The organism is Rhodococcus sp. 24CO (assembly GCF_050586165.1).
Taxonomy (GTDB): domain Bacteria; phylum Actinomycetota; class Actinomycetes; order Mycobacteriales; family Mycobacteriaceae; genus Rhodococcus_F.
Window position 1 is genome coordinate 358,260 of sequence record NZ_JAZFNF010000005.1, and the last position, 14,318, is coordinate 372,577.

Annotated in this window: 13 protein-coding genes; 7 read left to right on the forward strand and 6 right to left on the reverse strand. The window is 61.8% G+C overall.

The features are described 5' to 3' along the window. Positions 1–4 precede the first annotated feature (4 nt). The gene (locus V2B23_RS14570; protein WP_430950990.1) at positions 5–772 is read right to left on the reverse strand and encodes an SDR family NAD(P)-dependent oxidoreductase; all 768 of its coding nucleotides are present in this window, start codon (positions 770–772) and stop codon (positions 5–7) included. Between the two features lie 352 nt (positions 773–1,124). Between V2B23_RS14570 and V2B23_RS14575 the strand changes: the two genes are divergently transcribed. The 4 genes from V2B23_RS14575 (at position 1,125) to V2B23_RS14590 (ending at position 4,950) form a co-directional block, all read left to right on the forward strand. Next, on the forward strand, positions 1,125–1,556 hold the full coding sequence (locus V2B23_RS14575; RefSeq protein ID WP_430950991.1) for a nuclear transport factor 2 family protein: 432 nt from the start codon (positions 1,125–1,127) through the stop codon (positions 1,554–1,556). 11 nt (positions 1,557–1,567) lie between these two features. Continuing rightward, positions 1,568–2,410 (forward strand): mycofactocin-coupled SDR family oxidoreductase, encoded by an 843-nt coding sequence (locus V2B23_RS14580; RefSeq protein WP_430950992.1) that lies wholly within the window; start codon positions 1,568–1,570, stop codon positions 2,408–2,410. Positions 2,411–2,438: 28 nt separating this feature from the next. Next, positions 2,439–3,233 (forward strand): SDR family NAD(P)-dependent oxidoreductase, encoded by a 795-nt coding sequence (locus V2B23_RS14585; protein WP_430950993.1) that lies wholly within the window; start codon positions 2,439–2,441, stop codon positions 3,231–3,233. A gap of 115 nt (positions 3,234–3,348) precedes the next feature. Continuing rightward, positions 3,349–4,950: an FAD-dependent monooxygenase gene (locus tag V2B23_RS14590; protein WP_430950994.1), complete on the forward strand. Its 1,602-nt coding sequence runs from the start codon at positions 3,349–3,351 to the stop codon at positions 4,948–4,950. Here V2B23_RS14590 and V2B23_RS14595 read toward each other — a convergent pair. From V2B23_RS14595 to V2B23_RS14615, 5 genes are read right to left on the reverse strand one after another with little or no spacing between them, the layout of a single operon-like run. Continuing rightward, a complete protein-coding gene (locus V2B23_RS14595; protein WP_430950995.1) occupies positions 4,940–5,428 on the reverse strand; it encodes a VOC family protein in 489 nt (162 codons plus the stop codon). The genes V2B23_RS14590 and V2B23_RS14595 overlap by 11 nt on opposite strands. Beyond that, positions 5,425–6,177, reverse strand: a complete 753-nt coding sequence (locus V2B23_RS14600) for an SDR family NAD(P)-dependent oxidoreductase (RefSeq protein WP_430950996.1) — start codon at positions 6,175–6,177, stop codon at positions 5,425–5,427. Before V2B23_RS14600 ends, V2B23_RS14595 begins: the two co-directional genes overlap by 4 nt. Positions 6,178–6,186: 9 nt before the next feature. Further along, the gene (dmpG, locus tag V2B23_RS14605; protein WP_430950997.1) at positions 6,187–7,230 is read right to left on the reverse strand and encodes a 4-hydroxy-2-oxovalerate aldolase; all 1,044 of its coding nucleotides are present in this window, start codon (positions 7,228–7,230) and stop codon (positions 6,187–6,189) included. Continuing rightward, positions 7,227–8,129: an acetaldehyde dehydrogenase (acetylating) gene (locus tag V2B23_RS14610; protein ID WP_430950998.1), complete on the reverse strand. Its 903-nt coding sequence runs from the start codon at positions 8,127–8,129 to the stop codon at positions 7,227–7,229. The genes dmpG and V2B23_RS14610 overlap by 4 nt, the downstream gene beginning before the upstream one ends. Before the next feature lie 2 nt (positions 8,130–8,131). Then, the gene (locus V2B23_RS14615; protein ID WP_430950999.1) at positions 8,132–9,763 is read right to left on the reverse strand and encodes an FAD-binding protein; all 1,632 of its coding nucleotides are present in this window, start codon (positions 9,761–9,763) and stop codon (positions 8,132–8,134) included. A gap of 115 nt (positions 9,764–9,878) precedes the next feature. Here V2B23_RS14615 and kstD point away from each other — a divergent pair, with 115 nt between their 5' ends. The 3 genes from kstD to V2B23_RS14630 are packed head-to-tail and all read left to right on the forward strand — an operon-like array spanning position 9,879 to position 14,280. Then, positions 9,879–11,621, forward strand: coding sequence for a 3-oxosteroid 1-dehydrogenase (kstD, locus tag V2B23_RS14620; RefSeq protein WP_430951000.1), 1,743 nt, complete (start codon positions 9,879–9,881; stop codon positions 11,619–11,621). Continuing rightward, positions 11,611–12,468 carry a MaoC/PaaZ C-terminal domain-containing protein gene (locus tag V2B23_RS14625; protein ID WP_430951001.1) on the forward strand — a complete coding sequence of 286 codons (858 nt, stop codon included), beginning with the start codon at positions 11,611–11,613 and terminating at the stop codon, positions 12,466–12,468. The genes kstD and V2B23_RS14625 overlap by 11 nt, the downstream gene beginning before the upstream one ends. Positions 12,469–12,522: 54 nt before the next feature. Beyond that, on the forward strand, positions 12,523–14,280 hold the full coding sequence (locus tag V2B23_RS14630; protein ID WP_430951002.1) for a cholesterol oxidase substrate-binding domain-containing protein: 1,758 nt from the start codon (positions 12,523–12,525) through the stop codon (positions 14,278–14,280). The last annotated feature ends 38 nt before the right edge of the window (positions 14,281–14,318 follow it).

Below are 14,318 nucleotides of genomic sequence, written 5' to 3' on the forward strand. Positions count from 1 at the left end.
TTCGTCAGACCTTGCGGGTAACCCCACCGTCGACGCGGATGATCGCACCGGTGGTGTAACTGGAAGCCGCGCTTGCGAGATGGAGTGCAAGTGGACCGATCTCCTCGGGACGGCCCATACGACGGAGCGGCACGAATGGTGCATCTTCACCCTCGGCCGGAGCCCAGGACTTGGAGATATCCGTCAGGAAAGGCCCGGGAAGAATCGCGTTGACGCGTACCGTCGGCGCAAAGGCCTCGGCCAGTCCGACAGTGAGAGCGTTGAGGCCCGCTTTGGCGCATGCGTAAGGCAGCTCTCGAACGCTGGCAACGAGGGAGCCCGCGGTGCCGACATTGATGATCGAACCACCGCCGTTGTCGGCCATGTAGGTACCGGCGCGGACCGCAAGTCGGAAGGGCCCCTTGAGATTAACGCTGAGAGTCTTGTCGTACAGGTCCTCGGTAATGTCGTCGAGGTTCTTGTACGGGGGCGACATACCCGCGTTGTTCACCAGCACGTCGAGTCGGCCGAAGTGTTCGAGCGTCCGGTCGATCAACTGCTCGCAATCGTCCCAACGTCCGACATGACACGCAACCGGCAGAACCTTACGCCCGGTCGACGCCATGACCTCCTCGGCGGCGCGCTCGCACGAGTCGAGTTTGCGGGACGCGATGACCACGTCAGCTCCCGCTTCGGCGAGGATCTGGACAATCGCTCGGCCGATCCCGCGGGATCCACCCGTGACTATCGCAACTTTGCCGGTCAGGTCGTGGAGATGTTCCAAGGTGCTCATAGGTGAATCATGCCTGATTCGACCACACTTTGAAAAGGCCATTCTCGCTCTAAAGAATATTATTCTGGTGCTACATCGAACACATTCTTCAACTGAGGCTACGCCGAATTGAGCTGCGTAGAGTACTGGAAGACAACGCCGTTCGACAGTCGAATCGGTACATTCGGCCACAGATCGCCCGAGGTTGCGTGGGCCGACGGTACCCGCGAACCCGCCACCCAAAGCACCCGCGATGGATTTTCCACACTTCATGTTCTAGTTTGTGAGAATTACGTTCTCCTGAACGTGACCCCTGACCCGAGAGTTCATCGAGCAACGAGGGCCAGGAACCCACCGCCAGAAAAGGAACCTCGTGGATCTGCAGACTGTTCAGGACAAGATCGAAATCGCCGAACTGATCTACCGATACGCCCGCGCGGTGGACACCAAGAATTGGGAATTGCTGACCACCGTGTTCACCGAGGACGCGCATCTCGACTACAGCGCCGTCGGCTACCCGGCCGGATCCCGAGACACAGTGCTGACACTGCTCACACAAGCGCTCGGCCAGGTGCCGATGACTCAGCATTTTGTCACCAACGTCGAGGTCGAACTCGACGGTGACACCGCCAACGTACGGGCAATGTTCTACAACCCGATGCAACTCCCGGGCGCTGCGGAGATGACCTACTGCGGCGGCAACTACCACCATGAGGTCGTTCGCACCGCCGACGGCTGGAAGAGCGCTCGGGTGACCGAGGAGAACCTGTGGTTCTCGAACCACCCCGCCAAGACGCCGGCCTGAAAGGTAAACCTGTGACCGGCAACGTAAATCGGCCCGCGAACGGGCGTGTATCCGGCAAGGTTGCCCTGATCACCGGCGCCGCCCGCGGACAAGGGCGAGCGCACGCCGTTCGACTGGCTGCCGAGGGCGCAGACGTCATTGTCGTCGATCTGTGCGCACCCATGCGTGGTGTCCCGTACGCCTCAGCTACCTCCGAGGATCTACAGGAGACCGTACGGTTGGTGGAAAGGACTGGACAGCAGGCAATTTCAGCAGTTGTCGACGTCCGGGACCTCGAGAAACTTCGTGGGATCGTCGACGATGCCGTCATTCGCCTCGGCGGTTTGGATATCGTGGTCGCGAACGCGGCGATCTGCTCTGCCGCTCCCTGGCACGAGGTAACCCCCGAATCCTTCGAGGACACAATAGGTACCAACGTGACCGGCGTCTGGAACACCGTCATGGTCTCGGCCCCACATCTCGTCGAGCGCAGCAGTGGATCGATCATCTTGATCAGTTCCGCAGCGGGTTTGAAGGCGCAGCCGTTCACGATGCCGTACACCACGAGCAAGTGGGCAGTGCGGGGAATGGCAAAAGCGTTCGCCGCGGAACTCGCTCAACACAGTATTCGGGTGAACAGCGTGCATCCCACCGGAGTGAACACACCCATGGTCAACGACGGTGGCCTCGGCGGGCAGCTCGACAAGGCGATTGCCGGCAACAGTCGCATCGGCGCGATGATGATCAACATGCTGCCCGTCGACATCATCGCGCCCGAGGACGTGTCGGACACGGTGTTGTTCTTGGCATCCGACGAATCGAAGTACATCACCGCACACGAATTGGCACCCGACGCGGGTGTCACCGAGTTCTGATCGAACAGTATTCACTGGAGGAAAAGGCATGGAGTTGTCCTCGGCGCGGCACGCATTCATTACCGGCGGTGCGAGCGGTATCGGCCTCGGCATCGCTGATGCGTTGGCCGAGCGCGGGTTATCCGTCACGGTTGCCGATATCAATCGGCAGTCGCTGGATTCGGTGATTGCTTCCCGAGGTGTCGGATTTCGTGGTGTCTCACTCGACGTCCGTGATCGCAAATCGTGGGTAGCGGCCAAGGCAACGGCCGAAGGCACTTTCGGCCCCGTGGATATCCTCGTCAACAATGCGGGCATCGGTTTCAACGGGCGCGATGTGGTCGACATGGACCCGGATACCTTCGACAATCTTGTCGCGATCGACCTGACCGGAGTGTTCAACGGCGTGTCCGCCTTCGGTGGGGATATGCGAGCACGTGGGCACGGGCATATCGTCAACACCGCTTCCGTCATGGGATTGACCGCCGGCGCTCCCGGGCGTGGCGCATACAGTGCCGCAAAGAGTGCAGTCATCGCTCTGTCCGAGGCGCTGCGCACCGAGCTGGCGCCGCATGGTGTTGGAGTTTCCGTGCTGTGCCCGGGATTGGTGATGTCGAATCTCGATCGGAACACCAGCGAATTGGGTGGTCAGGTCGAGGATGTCAGCCACATCAAAGGAACGGGAAACATCGGCATGGAGCCTGCGACCGCAGGCTCCTACGTCGCCCGAGGAATCGCGCAGAATCTCCCGTACATCGTCACGCACCCGCATTATCTCGACTACGTCGAGAAGCGAATGGAGAGCATTCGGGCCAGTGTGGACGCGTCGACCCCGATTTCCTGAGTCCTGCATCGACGCCCACTCGAATGGCACGATGCCGGATTTGCGAGATTTCCCACGCACCATAATTTCAGTCGCCATACTGGAATGGAGGCTTCCCCTACCCAAGTAGGTGCGTATGGATATCGATGTACTCGTCGCAGGCGCCGGCCCGATCGGATTGACCGCTGCCATCGAACTACGCCGTCGCGGGATCAACGTTCGGATCGTCGACCCGCTCGAAGAACCTCCGCAGTACGCCAAAGCAGTTGGCATCCAACCCCGCACCCTCGAAGTCTTCGAGAACATGGGCGTTCTGCGACAGGTTCTCGATGCGGCCACCATCCTGCGTGGGCAGATCAGCTACACCAACGGTTCCGAAGCGGGGCGGATGGATCTCACACTCCCCGGCGACGTGCCGTACACCTTTTGCGGGCTCCCCCAATACGAGACCGAAAGAATCCTGACGGCCAGACTGCGAGAACTCGGAACCTCGATCGAGCGCGGGCTCTCCCTCGCCAGTTTCGAGGACACCGACGACGGAGTCACCTGCATACTCAGCGATGGAAGTACTGTGCGGACCAAGTATCTGGTGGGATGCGACGGCGCCCACAGCATTGTTCGCAAGGGATTGGGATTGACCTTCGAGGGTGGAGCTTTTGCCGAAAGCTACATGCTCGGCGACGTCGAAGTTGATTGGTCGATGCCAAGCGGATTCGCGATTCGCGCAAGTCATGTCGACGACGCAGGAACTACCGACGATCTCCTGGTGTGCATCCCGCTCCCAGGTCACAAGCGATATCGGATGTCCATGCTGGTTCCCGACGATCTCCTCCCGGACCCCGCAGGAGCTGACGGTATTGCACACGGCTTTTCGTCCGGAAAGGCTCCCGAACTCCACCATATTCAGGCTGTGCTCGACCGATTGTCGCCCGAACCAACGACGGCGTCGGCGCTGCGGTGGTCGTCGGTATTTCGGATCAGCCACCGCATTGTCGATGCCTACAGTCGCGGAAGGGTTTTCATCGCCGGTGATGCTGCCCATATTCACCCGCCTACCGGCGCGCAAGGTATGAACACCGGAATCCAGGACGCGCACAACCTCGCATGGAAATTGGCACTGGCGGCGCAGAACCTTGCGGCCCCGGGTCTTCTCGATACCTACGACACCGAAAGACGTCCGGTTGGTGAAGAAGTTGTCGGCATGACAGTCCGCAACGCCCGCGAAGGGATCGGCGCCGGAGAGTCCTCGATCGATACCGCGATGCGTCGGCAGGCACAACTACTGGTTGCCTATCCCGACAGTCCGCTCAACAGCGGAGAAACCGGGAACGTCTCAAACGTTCACCCCGGCGAGCGGGCACCGGACGCACGTGGACTCACCCGCGACTGCGTGCAGTTCCCCATCCGGTTGTTCGAATTGCTGTCGGGAGTCAACCACACACTCCTTCTCTGCTCGGACGGAACCGAGGGCAGCATTGGCGACTGCGAAAAACAGGCTGCCGCTGCGATTCACGCGGCGCACGGAAAGCTGGACGCGTACGTGATCGCACCACCGTCGTCTGATTCGGTCTATTCGACACTGCCGATCATTCGCGACACCGATTCGCAGCTATGTGCCGCCTACGGCGTGGAAGAGAACTGCGCGTTGGTAATCCGACCGGACGGGTACCTCGGATATTGCGGCGAGCACGCCGGTACCTTCGGCTACCTGTCGAAAGTCTTTGCACTCAATGTGTAATGAGGGAGTCGAACATCAGCCGGATCTCGGGTGAGAGTTTCATGAGTTCCACGTAGCCACCCATCGGGCCGCCGTCGACGTAGGCAAATTCCATTCCCACGTCTGCGATACGCCCTTGTTGCAACACCGGCATTCCTCGCCGCGCTACTTCCGACAGCGTTTCGTCGTAGTCATCCGGAACAAATGCCACGTGATGAACACCAACGCCGTGCGTGTCGAGAAACTCCGAATAGAGATTGCGTCCCGAAACCGGTTGGATCAGCTCAATTTGCTGAGTTCCCGCATAGCCCAGGGAAATGTGGACTGTGTAGTCGGCGGGCTCGCCCCGAAAGGTGGTGGTCTCGGGGCCGAAGTGAAGGTCGGGCATCCGCAGCCATCGCTGAACGCCCCATTTCTCGGTGAACTCCCCTTCTGCTGCAGTGATATCGGCTACCACCCAACAGATCTGAAAGATCGGTCCCGAAACCAGCGCGGTCATGCCATTTTTCCGTTGTCCACCGAATACACCGCACCGTGAATCGCGGCGGCATCATCGGAAGCAAGAAACGCCACCATCTTGGCGACGTCTTCCGGCTCCATCAGCCCACGCGGTGACGCGACCTTCATGATCAGATCGAAATCGACACCGTCCGGGAAGGTGAATCCCGTGACCTGCGGCGTCATCATGCCACCGGGGCAGATTGCGTTGACGCGCAGAGATTTTCCGGTGAACTCCATTGCCATAGCTCGAGTGAGCCCGATCAGCCCGTGCTTGGCAGCGCAGTAACCAGCCGAGTAGGCCTGCCCTTCGAGTCCAGCGATCGACGAAACATTGACGATGTTGCCGCCACGCGCGAGAAGATGCGGCAGCGCGGCTCGCGACAGGAAGAACGGCCCGTTCAAGTTGACCGCAAGGTCATGCGCCCAGTCGTCATCGGCAATGTCCGCGGTATGGCGGATGGTATGTGAACCAGCCACATTGACGAGGATGTCGATTCCACCGAAGGCGTCGACGCACGCCTGCACGGCGGCGTCGCACTGAGCGGAGTCGGAGACATCAGAAGCCGAATAATGGCCCGCACCGTCGCTTCCCGCCAGCTCGGTCATCGCCTGGTGCAACTTGTCCTTGCTCCGGGCAACTCCGAAAACCTTGGCTCCCTTGCCGGTCAGGATCTCGGCGACGGCGCGCCCCAACCCCGAGGACGCGCCGGTCACCAGTGCAATTTTTCCGTCCAGTACGTCAGCCACACACCGAGTCTACGACGCGGCAGCCTCCCGCTGAAGCTCCAACGCGATATCTATCAGCTGATCTTCCTGTCCGCCAACCAACTTGCGCTTCCCCGCGCGTACCAGTAGCTCGGCAGAGGACACGCCGTACCGCTCGGCTTGACGTTCAGCATGCTTGAGGAAGCTGGAGTACACCCCGGCGTAGCCCATCATCAGCGCCTGGCGGTCGAGGAGACATTCCTGCGGCATGGCTGGTCGCACAACATCTTCGGCGGCGTCGGCTATCGCGAAGAAGTCGATACCGGTCTTGACGCCGATCTTGTCGCAGACTCCGACAAACGCCTCCACCGGCGCGTTGCCCGCACCGGCACCGAAACGGCGAGTGCTGCCGTCGATCTGCTTGGCCCCAGCGCGAACGGCGGCAATCGAATTCGCGACACCCAAACCGAGGTTCTCGTGTCCGTGAAAGCCGACCTGAGCGTCGCTGCCGAGTTCCTGGACCAGGGCCTCGACCCGTTCGGATACCTGCTCGAGAACAAGTGCACCCGCAGAGTCGACGACGTACACACACTGGCAGCCGGCGTCGGCCATGATGCGCGCCTGCTTGGCGAGCATTTCCGGCGGAATCGAATGAGCCATCATCAGGAATCCGACGGTCTCGAGTCCACGCTCACGAGCGAGCCCGAAGTGCTGAATGGAGACGTCTGCCTCGGTGCAGTGAGTGGCGATTCGGCAGATGGACGCGCCGTTGTCCTGGGCGATGACGATGTCGTCCTTGATACCCAGCCCCGGCAACATCAGAAAGGCGATCTTTGCGTTTTTTGCCGTCTCCACAGCGGCTTTGATGAGTTCTTGCTCCGGCGTTTTCGAGAAGCCGTAGTTGAAGGAGGACCCGCCGAGACCGTCACCGTGGGTGACCTCGATGACCGGCACACCGGCTCCGTCGAGGGCACCGACGATCGCTCGGACTTCCTCGAGCGTGAACTGATGACGCTTGTGATGGGAACCGTCGCGCAGCGAGGTGTCGGTGACGCGGATGTCCCAGCTCGAATCGAAGTGAATCATGTCGCTCATGCCTTCACGCTCAGAAGCTTCTGGGCGATCTCCTCGCCCACCTTGGTGGCTGCTGCCGTCATGATGTCGAGGTTTCCGGCGTACGGCGGCAGGAAGTCGCCTGCGCCTTCGACCTCGACAAACGTTGTGACCGTTGCGTATCCACCGGACACGACGCTCGGCTTGTCGAACTGCGGCTCGTTGAGCAACCGATAGCCCGGCACGTACTGCTGGATGTCTTTGACGACGCGATGAATGGAGTCGGTGATCGCGGCATGATCCGCATCTTCGGGGATGGCGCAGAAGATGGTGTCTCGCATGATCATCGGCGGGTCGGCGGGATTGAGGATGATGATCGCCTTGCCGCGCTGGGCGCCGCCGATCGTCTCGATTCCGCGACTGGTGGTCTTGGTGAACTCGTCGATGTTCGCGCGGGTTCCCGGTCCGGCGGACAGTGATGCAACGGAGGCGACGATCTCGGCGTAAGCCACCTCCACCACACGAGATACCGCGTACACGATCGGGATAGTTGCCTGCCCGCCGCAGGTGATCATGTTGACGTTGGGCGCGTCGAGGTGCTCGCGCAGGTTGGCCGGAGGAACTACCGCCGGGCCGACAGCAGCCGGGGTGAGGTCGACGGCGCGGATTCCCGCGGCCTCGTAGCGCGGAGCCGCGTCACGGTGGACGTAGGCCGAGGTCGCCTCGAACACCAGGTCCGGTTTCTCCGCCTGCTTCAACAGCCAGTCGACCCCCTCGGCGGAGGTCTCGAGCCCCATCGCGGCGGCGCGCGCCAATCCTTCGCTCTCCGGGTCGATTCCGATCATCCACCGCGGCTCCAGCCACTGCGAACGTTGCAATTTGTACAGCAGATCGGTACTGATGTTTCCCGACCCGACAATCGCCACACTTGCCTTGGTCATGACTACTCCCTAAGTGAGCTGAAGCTGGGGGGTGAACTGATGCGAGCCATCGCGGTGACCGTGGCCGCATGAAGTCCGGCGCGGCGGCCGGAGAACACACAGTCGGCGAGCGACAAGCCACTCACATACGAATTGGAACAAATACCGACGGCGGTGCGTCCGGCTGCATAAAGTCCCAGTATTGGTTCCCCGGCTTCGTTTTTCACCAGGCCGGTCGATTCGTCGACCACCAATCCACCAAGCGTGAGCATGGGACACGGATTCATCATGTTGGGCTTGATCGAGACGTCGTACAGCGTGAACGGGCCGTTGAGTATCGGTCTGATGAAGTCGGACGGCTTACCCATCGGATCGGATTGACCGTTAGCGGCAGCAGTATTGTGCGCGTCGACCGTTTCATACAGGCCGGCCGCATCGATTCCCGCCTTGTGTGCCACTTCGGCAATCGTGTTGCCATGCACTGCGGTGCGCATCATCCCGGCGGTCTGCACCCGCTGAAACCACATGGACTGATCGGGTATTTGCGCTTTCGCTTTACGAACGAGGTCGGAATCCGCCAGCAGCCAGCCGATTCCGTTGCTCTTCTCGACCATTGCTTGCCCCAGCGCCGCACCGTAGCGCGATTCGTCGACGATTCGCGCTCCGGATTCGCCCACGAGTATCGAACCGAGAAAAGCGCTGGGCGGGACGATGAACCGCCACGCGGAAACGTTACCGAGTTTGTCGGTCGCACCGCCCGCCTCGATTCCGAGGTTGATTCCCTTGCCGTCGTCGCCCGACGTGCCGAGCGGGATCCCGCCCTTGTACGCGGGTGCGTGAGTGCGCATCATCTCGCGGTTGGATACAAATCCACCCGCGCTGAGGATCACGCCACCACGCGCCTTTATGCGGATCTTCTTTGCATACTTCTTCTCGATCTTGCCGATTTGGGCGTCGATAATCGAACGCAGTTGGGGCGCATACACACCGGGTTTGGCAGAAAGCGAACTGAGCGCCGCGTGACGCCGCCGTACCCCGGCGGGTGCATCCCGAAGCGTCAGCGCTTCGACGCCGATCACCCGGCCGTCCTCGATGACCAGCCTGTCCGCTCGGGTCTGACCGAGAAACCGCACTCCCTTGGCCTCGGCGGACTTCGCAAGCGGGCCGTAGAGCATCTTCCCCGACGTTCCTCGGCCTTTGGCACGGTGCCCACGAGGAGCAGGCTTGGCGATGTCCCGGAACCCGCCGGCCGATTCGCTACCCGAGAAGTACAGGTAGTGCTTGTTGCTCGGATACGACGTCTTGTACGGACACAACGACGCCTCGAACGGCACGCCGTGACCGCGCAGCCAGTCGATTGTCGCCGGACTCTCCGCTACGAACCGACGCAAGGTCTGGGGCGTCACTGCATCACCGACCTCGCGATTCAAGTACGCGAGCATGGCTTCCGGAGTGTCCTCGACACCGGCTTCTTTCTGAATCGCGGTGCCGCCACCGGCGTAGAAGATTCCACCGGAAATGGTGCTGGCGCCACCTCCCAATGCCCGATCGATCGCCATCACCGACGAACCGGCCGCCACCGCTTCGAGTGCGGCGCTTGCCCCCGCCACGCCGAATCCGACAACGAGGACATCAACCGAAGTATCCCAGGTCACACTGCACCATCCTCAATTTTACTGCAACGCGTTTCGTTATCGAAGGCAACGTTCGCAAATACTTCCTGGCAGAAAGCATGGACTGACACCCCCATCATTCTATAACGTGTTCTACATGAGCAAGCAGGAATACGACATCGTCGTCGTCGGCAGTGGTGCCGCAGGTATGACAGCGGCCTTGACCGCAGCCCATCAGGGTTTGAGCGTGGTCATCGTGGAGAAAGCCGCCCATTACGGCGGATCGACCGCCCGCTCCGGTGGCGGAGTCTGGATCCCCAACAACGAGGCACTGCAGGCGGACGGTGTCACCGACACACCCGAGGCCGCACGTTCCTACCTGCACAGCATCATCGGCGACGTCGTCGCTCCCGAGCGCATCGACACCTACCTCGAGCGCGGGCCCGAGATGCTCTCGTTCGTACTGAAGAACACTCCACTCCAATTGCAGTGGGTTCCCGGCTACTCCGACTACTACCCGGAAGCTCCCGGCGGACGCCTCGGTGGCCGCAGTGTCGAGCCCACCCCATTCGACGGCAACAAGTTGGGCGCCGATCGCAAGAATCTCGAACCCGACTACGTCAAGGCACCCAAGAACTTTGTCATCACCCAGGCCGACTACAAGTGGCTCAACCTGCTGATGCGCAACCCTCGCGGTCCCCTGCGCGCAATGAAGGTCGGCATGCGATTCCTCGCGGCCAAGGCCACCAAGAAGGATCTGCTGGTTCGCGGCCAGGCACTCGTCGCCGGCATTCGACTCGGCCTTCAGTCAGCCGGTGTTCCCATCTTGCTGAACACACCCCTGACCTCCCTCTACACCGAGGACGGCACGGTTCGCGGCGTCAACGTTCTCATCGACGGCGAAGATCAGGTCATCCGCGCTCGCCACGGAGTTGTGTTGGGCTCCGGCGGATTCGAGCACAACAAGGAAATGCGCGAGAAGTACCAGCGCGGACCGATCGGCACCGAATGGACCGTCGGCGCGAAGGCTAACACCGGCGACGGCATCCGAGCGGGTCAAGAGATCGGCGCCGCAGTCGATTTCATGGATGACGCCTGGTGGGGCCCGTCCATCCCACTCACGGGTGGACCGTGGTTCGCTCTGTCCGAACGCACACTTCCCGGCTGCATGATGGTCAACCTCTCGGGCAAGCGCTTCGGCAACGAGGCGGCGCCGTACGTCGAGGCAACGCATGCGATGTACGGCGGCGAGTACGGCCAGGGCCCAGGCCCCGGCGAGAACATCCCGACCTGGATGATCCTCGATCAGCGCTACCGCAACCGCTACACCTTTGCCGGCATTACGCCCCGATCCCCCTTCCCCAGCCGCTGGCTCAAGGCCGGCATCGTGGTCAAGGCAGGAACGATCGCCGAATTAGCCGAGAAGACAGGCCTTCCTGTCGCTTCCCTGACCGAAACGGTGGAGCGATTCAACGGCTTCGCACGCAACGGCAAGGACGAGGACTTCGGGCGCGGCGACAGCGGCTACGACGCGTACTACGGCGATCCCCGACTGAAGAACCCCAGCCTCGCCGAAATCAGCAAGGCCCCGTTCTACGCCATCAAGATGGTTCCGGGCGACCTCGGCACCAAGGGCGGAATCTGCACCGACGTCAATGGCCGAGCACTGCGTGAAGACGGCAGCATCATCGAAGGTCTCTACGCCGCAGGCAATGCCAGCGCACCGGTCATGGGTCACACGTACGCCGGACCAGGCGCGACCATCGGTCCCGCAATGACTTTCGGCTACCTGGCAGTGCTGGACATCGCAGAGCGCATGAAGACCGCTGACGCCACAGAAACCGCAGAGGCCGCCGGGACCCCTGAGGCTGCAAACACGGCGGTCGATCATGCCAATTGATCCTTCTGTTGCACTCGGCGCAGAGCTTGCGCCACAGGAGTTCTCGTGGACACCGTCGGACGTGCAGCACTACCACCTGGCGCTCGGCGCTGGGGTTCGTCCGCTCGATCCGAACGAACTGCGATACCTCGACGACGAGAAGCCGCAGGTCCTGCCCACCTTCGCCACCGTCGCGGCCAACTTCCACGCCACCGAAGCGCCGAAGGTCTCGTTCCCCGGCGTCGAGATCGATCTCGCGAAGGTTGTTCACGGAAGCCAGGAAGTCACGGTCCATCAGCCGATTCCGGCCAGCGGCACCGGGCGAACCACAACTCGGATCGCCGAGATTTGGGACAAGGGCAAAGCTGCAGTCATCGTGCAGGAATCAGTCACGGTCGATGTGGAGGGCAACCCGTTGTGGACTGCTCGTTCGTCGATCTTCGCGCGCGACGAAGGAGGATTCGGTGGGCAGCGCGGGCCGTCGGAGTCGATTCCGTTGCCTGATCGCGGGCCCGATGCCGAAGTCGTGATACCGGTACTTCCGCAGCAAGCCTTGCTGTATCGCATGTGCGGCGATCGCAATCCATTGCACTCGGATCCGCAATTCGCCTCCGCTGCAGGCTTTCCAGCGCCTATCCTTCATGGACTGTGCACTTACGGAATGGTCTGCAAGGCCGCAGTGGACACGATGCTCGACGGCGACAGCACGCAGGTGGCCGGGTTCCGTGCACGCTTTGCCGGGGTGGTCTTCCCGGGTGAGAACCTGAGCATCCGAATCTGGAAAGGCGAAGGGCAACTCTTGATCTCCGCATTTGCCACAGAGCGCGACGCCCCCGCCCTAGCTGACGTAGTTCTCACTCTCGCCTGAGATTCACTTGTCGAACTCATTGCAGTTCCCAAACCCCGATGGAGCAGCCCGAAGATGACGGCCCAAGACGAAACAACCCGACTGTCCCGACGAGGATTCCTCGCCGCCGGAGCCGGCGCAGTCGCCGCCACCGCCCTTGCCGGCAGCTGGACCCCCGCGTACGCCATTCCGTTCGGATCCAGTGGCGGACAGGTACCCACGCTCGCCGCACCCCCGGCATTCCCGGAAGGCATTGCGCTCTATCAGCAGGCGTACCAGAACTGGTCCAAAGAGATCATGCTCGACACCATCTGGACCTGCGCTCCCAAAACGCCCGAAGACGTAGTACGCCTGGCCAACTGGGGACACGCCAACGGTTACACCATCCGCCCCCGCGGAGCCATGCACGGCTGGACGCCCCTGACTGTGGTGAACGGCGCTTCCATCGACAAGGTCATCCTCGCCGATACCATGGTCCATCTGAACTGGGTCAACGTCGACGCCGGCGGATCACCGGCGACAGTCACCGCGGGACCAGGTGCCACCCTCGACGCCATCACCACCGCACTTCAGGCGCAGGGCCTCGGCTTCGCCAATCTCCCCGCACCCGGCGTCCTGTCCATCGCAGGCTCCCTGGCCGTCGACGCCCACGGCGCAGCCCTTCCCGCCGAAGGCGAAGCTCACGTTCCCGGACAAACTTTCGGCTCTCTGTCCAACCTCGTCACCTCCCTGACCGCAGTGGTCTGGAACGGCAGCGAATACGCGCTCAGGACGTACTCGCGGGCCGACGCTGCCATCAAGCCACTCCTCACTCACCTCGGCCGCACCTTCCTCACCTCCGTCACACTGCAGGCAGCGCCCAACTACCGCATGCGCTGCGTCAGCCACACGGACATCGGTTGGCAGGAACTCTTCGGCGCTCGCGGGGCCTCCGGACGCACCTTCGAGAAGTTCGTCCGCGAAAACGGTCGCGCAGAAGCAATTTGGTACCCCTTCACCGAACGCCCGTGGATGAAGGTGTGGTCCCTCGCGCCTGAAAAGCCTCGCTTCTCCCGCGAAGTCACCGGACCGTACAACTATATTTTCTCCGACAACCTCCCCGAACCGATCACCGACATGATCGGACAGATCAACTCCGGAAACCCCGGCATTGCACCCGCATTCGGGCAGATTATGTACGCCACCACCGTCGCCGGTCTCGCCGCGACCTTCGCCAACGACCTGTGGGGATGGTCCAAGGATGTTCAGTTCTACATCCGGGCCACCACCTTGCGTCTGACGGAAGGCGGCGGCGCCGTTATCACGTCCCGCGCCAACATCGGCCAGGTCATCCACGACTTCACCCAGTGGTTCAACGGCCGCATGGAGTACTACCGCTCCATCGGACAGTTCCCCCTCAACGGACCCGTCGAAATCCGCTGCTGCGGCCTCGACGACCCATCCGACGTCGAAGTCACATCCGCCGGCGCCCCCACGATCTCCGCTATGCGTCCGCGACCGGACCACCCCGAATGGGACACCGCCATCTGGCTCAACGTCCTCGGGGTCCCCGGAACACCCGGCATGTTCGCGTTCTACCGCGAAATGGAGCAATGGATGCGCGGCCACTACAACAACAACGACGCCACCTTCCGCCCCGAATGGTCCAAGGGCTGGGCATTCAGCTCCGACAAGCCGTACACCGACACGCAGATCATCGAAAACGCCCTCCCCCAGACCTACCGCGACGGCGTCCCCACCAGCGACAACTGGGACACCGCCAACGCCGCCTTCAACGCACTGGACCCGCACAAGGTCTTCAGCAACACCTTCCTCGACCAACTACTTCCGTAGCTTCGACCAGCAAGCCCTCGATCAGCACTGCCCGGCAT

What these genes read in the sequence shown, in the direction of transcription:
- V2B23_RS14625 (WP_430951001.1), top strand. Translation starts at nt 11,611, where the DNA reads ATGCCAATTGATCCTTCTGTTGCACTCGGCGCAGAGCTTGCGCCACAG.
- kstD (WP_430951000.1), top strand. Translation starts at nt 9,879, where the DNA reads ATGAGCAAGCAGGAATACGACATCGTCGTCGTCGGCAGTGGTGCCGCA.
- V2B23_RS14595 (WP_430950995.1), bottom strand. Translation starts at nt 5,428, where the DNA reads ATGACCGCGCTGGTTTCGGGACCGATCTTTCAGATCTGTTGGGTGGTA.
- V2B23_RS14570 (WP_430950990.1), bottom strand. Translation starts at nt 772, where the DNA reads ATGAGCACCTTGGAACATCTCCACGACCTGACCGGCAAAGTTGCGATA.
- V2B23_RS14585 (WP_430950993.1), top strand. Translation starts at nt 2,439, where the DNA reads ATGGAGTTGTCCTCGGCGCGGCACGCATTCATTACCGGCGGTGCGAGC.
- V2B23_RS14610 (WP_430950998.1), bottom strand. Translation starts at nt 8,129, where the DNA reads ATGACCAAGGCAAGTGTGGCGATTGTCGGGTCGGGAAACATCAGTACC.
- dmpG (WP_430950997.1), bottom strand. Translation starts at nt 7,230, where the DNA reads ATGAGCGACATGATTCACTTCGATTCGAGCTGGGACATCCGCGTCACC.
- V2B23_RS14630 (WP_430951002.1), top strand. Translation starts at nt 12,523, where the DNA reads ATGACGGCCCAAGACGAAACAACCCGACTGTCCCGACGAGGATTCCTC.
- V2B23_RS14590 (WP_430950994.1), top strand. Translation starts at nt 3,349, where the DNA reads ATGGATATCGATGTACTCGTCGCAGGCGCCGGCCCGATCGGATTGACC.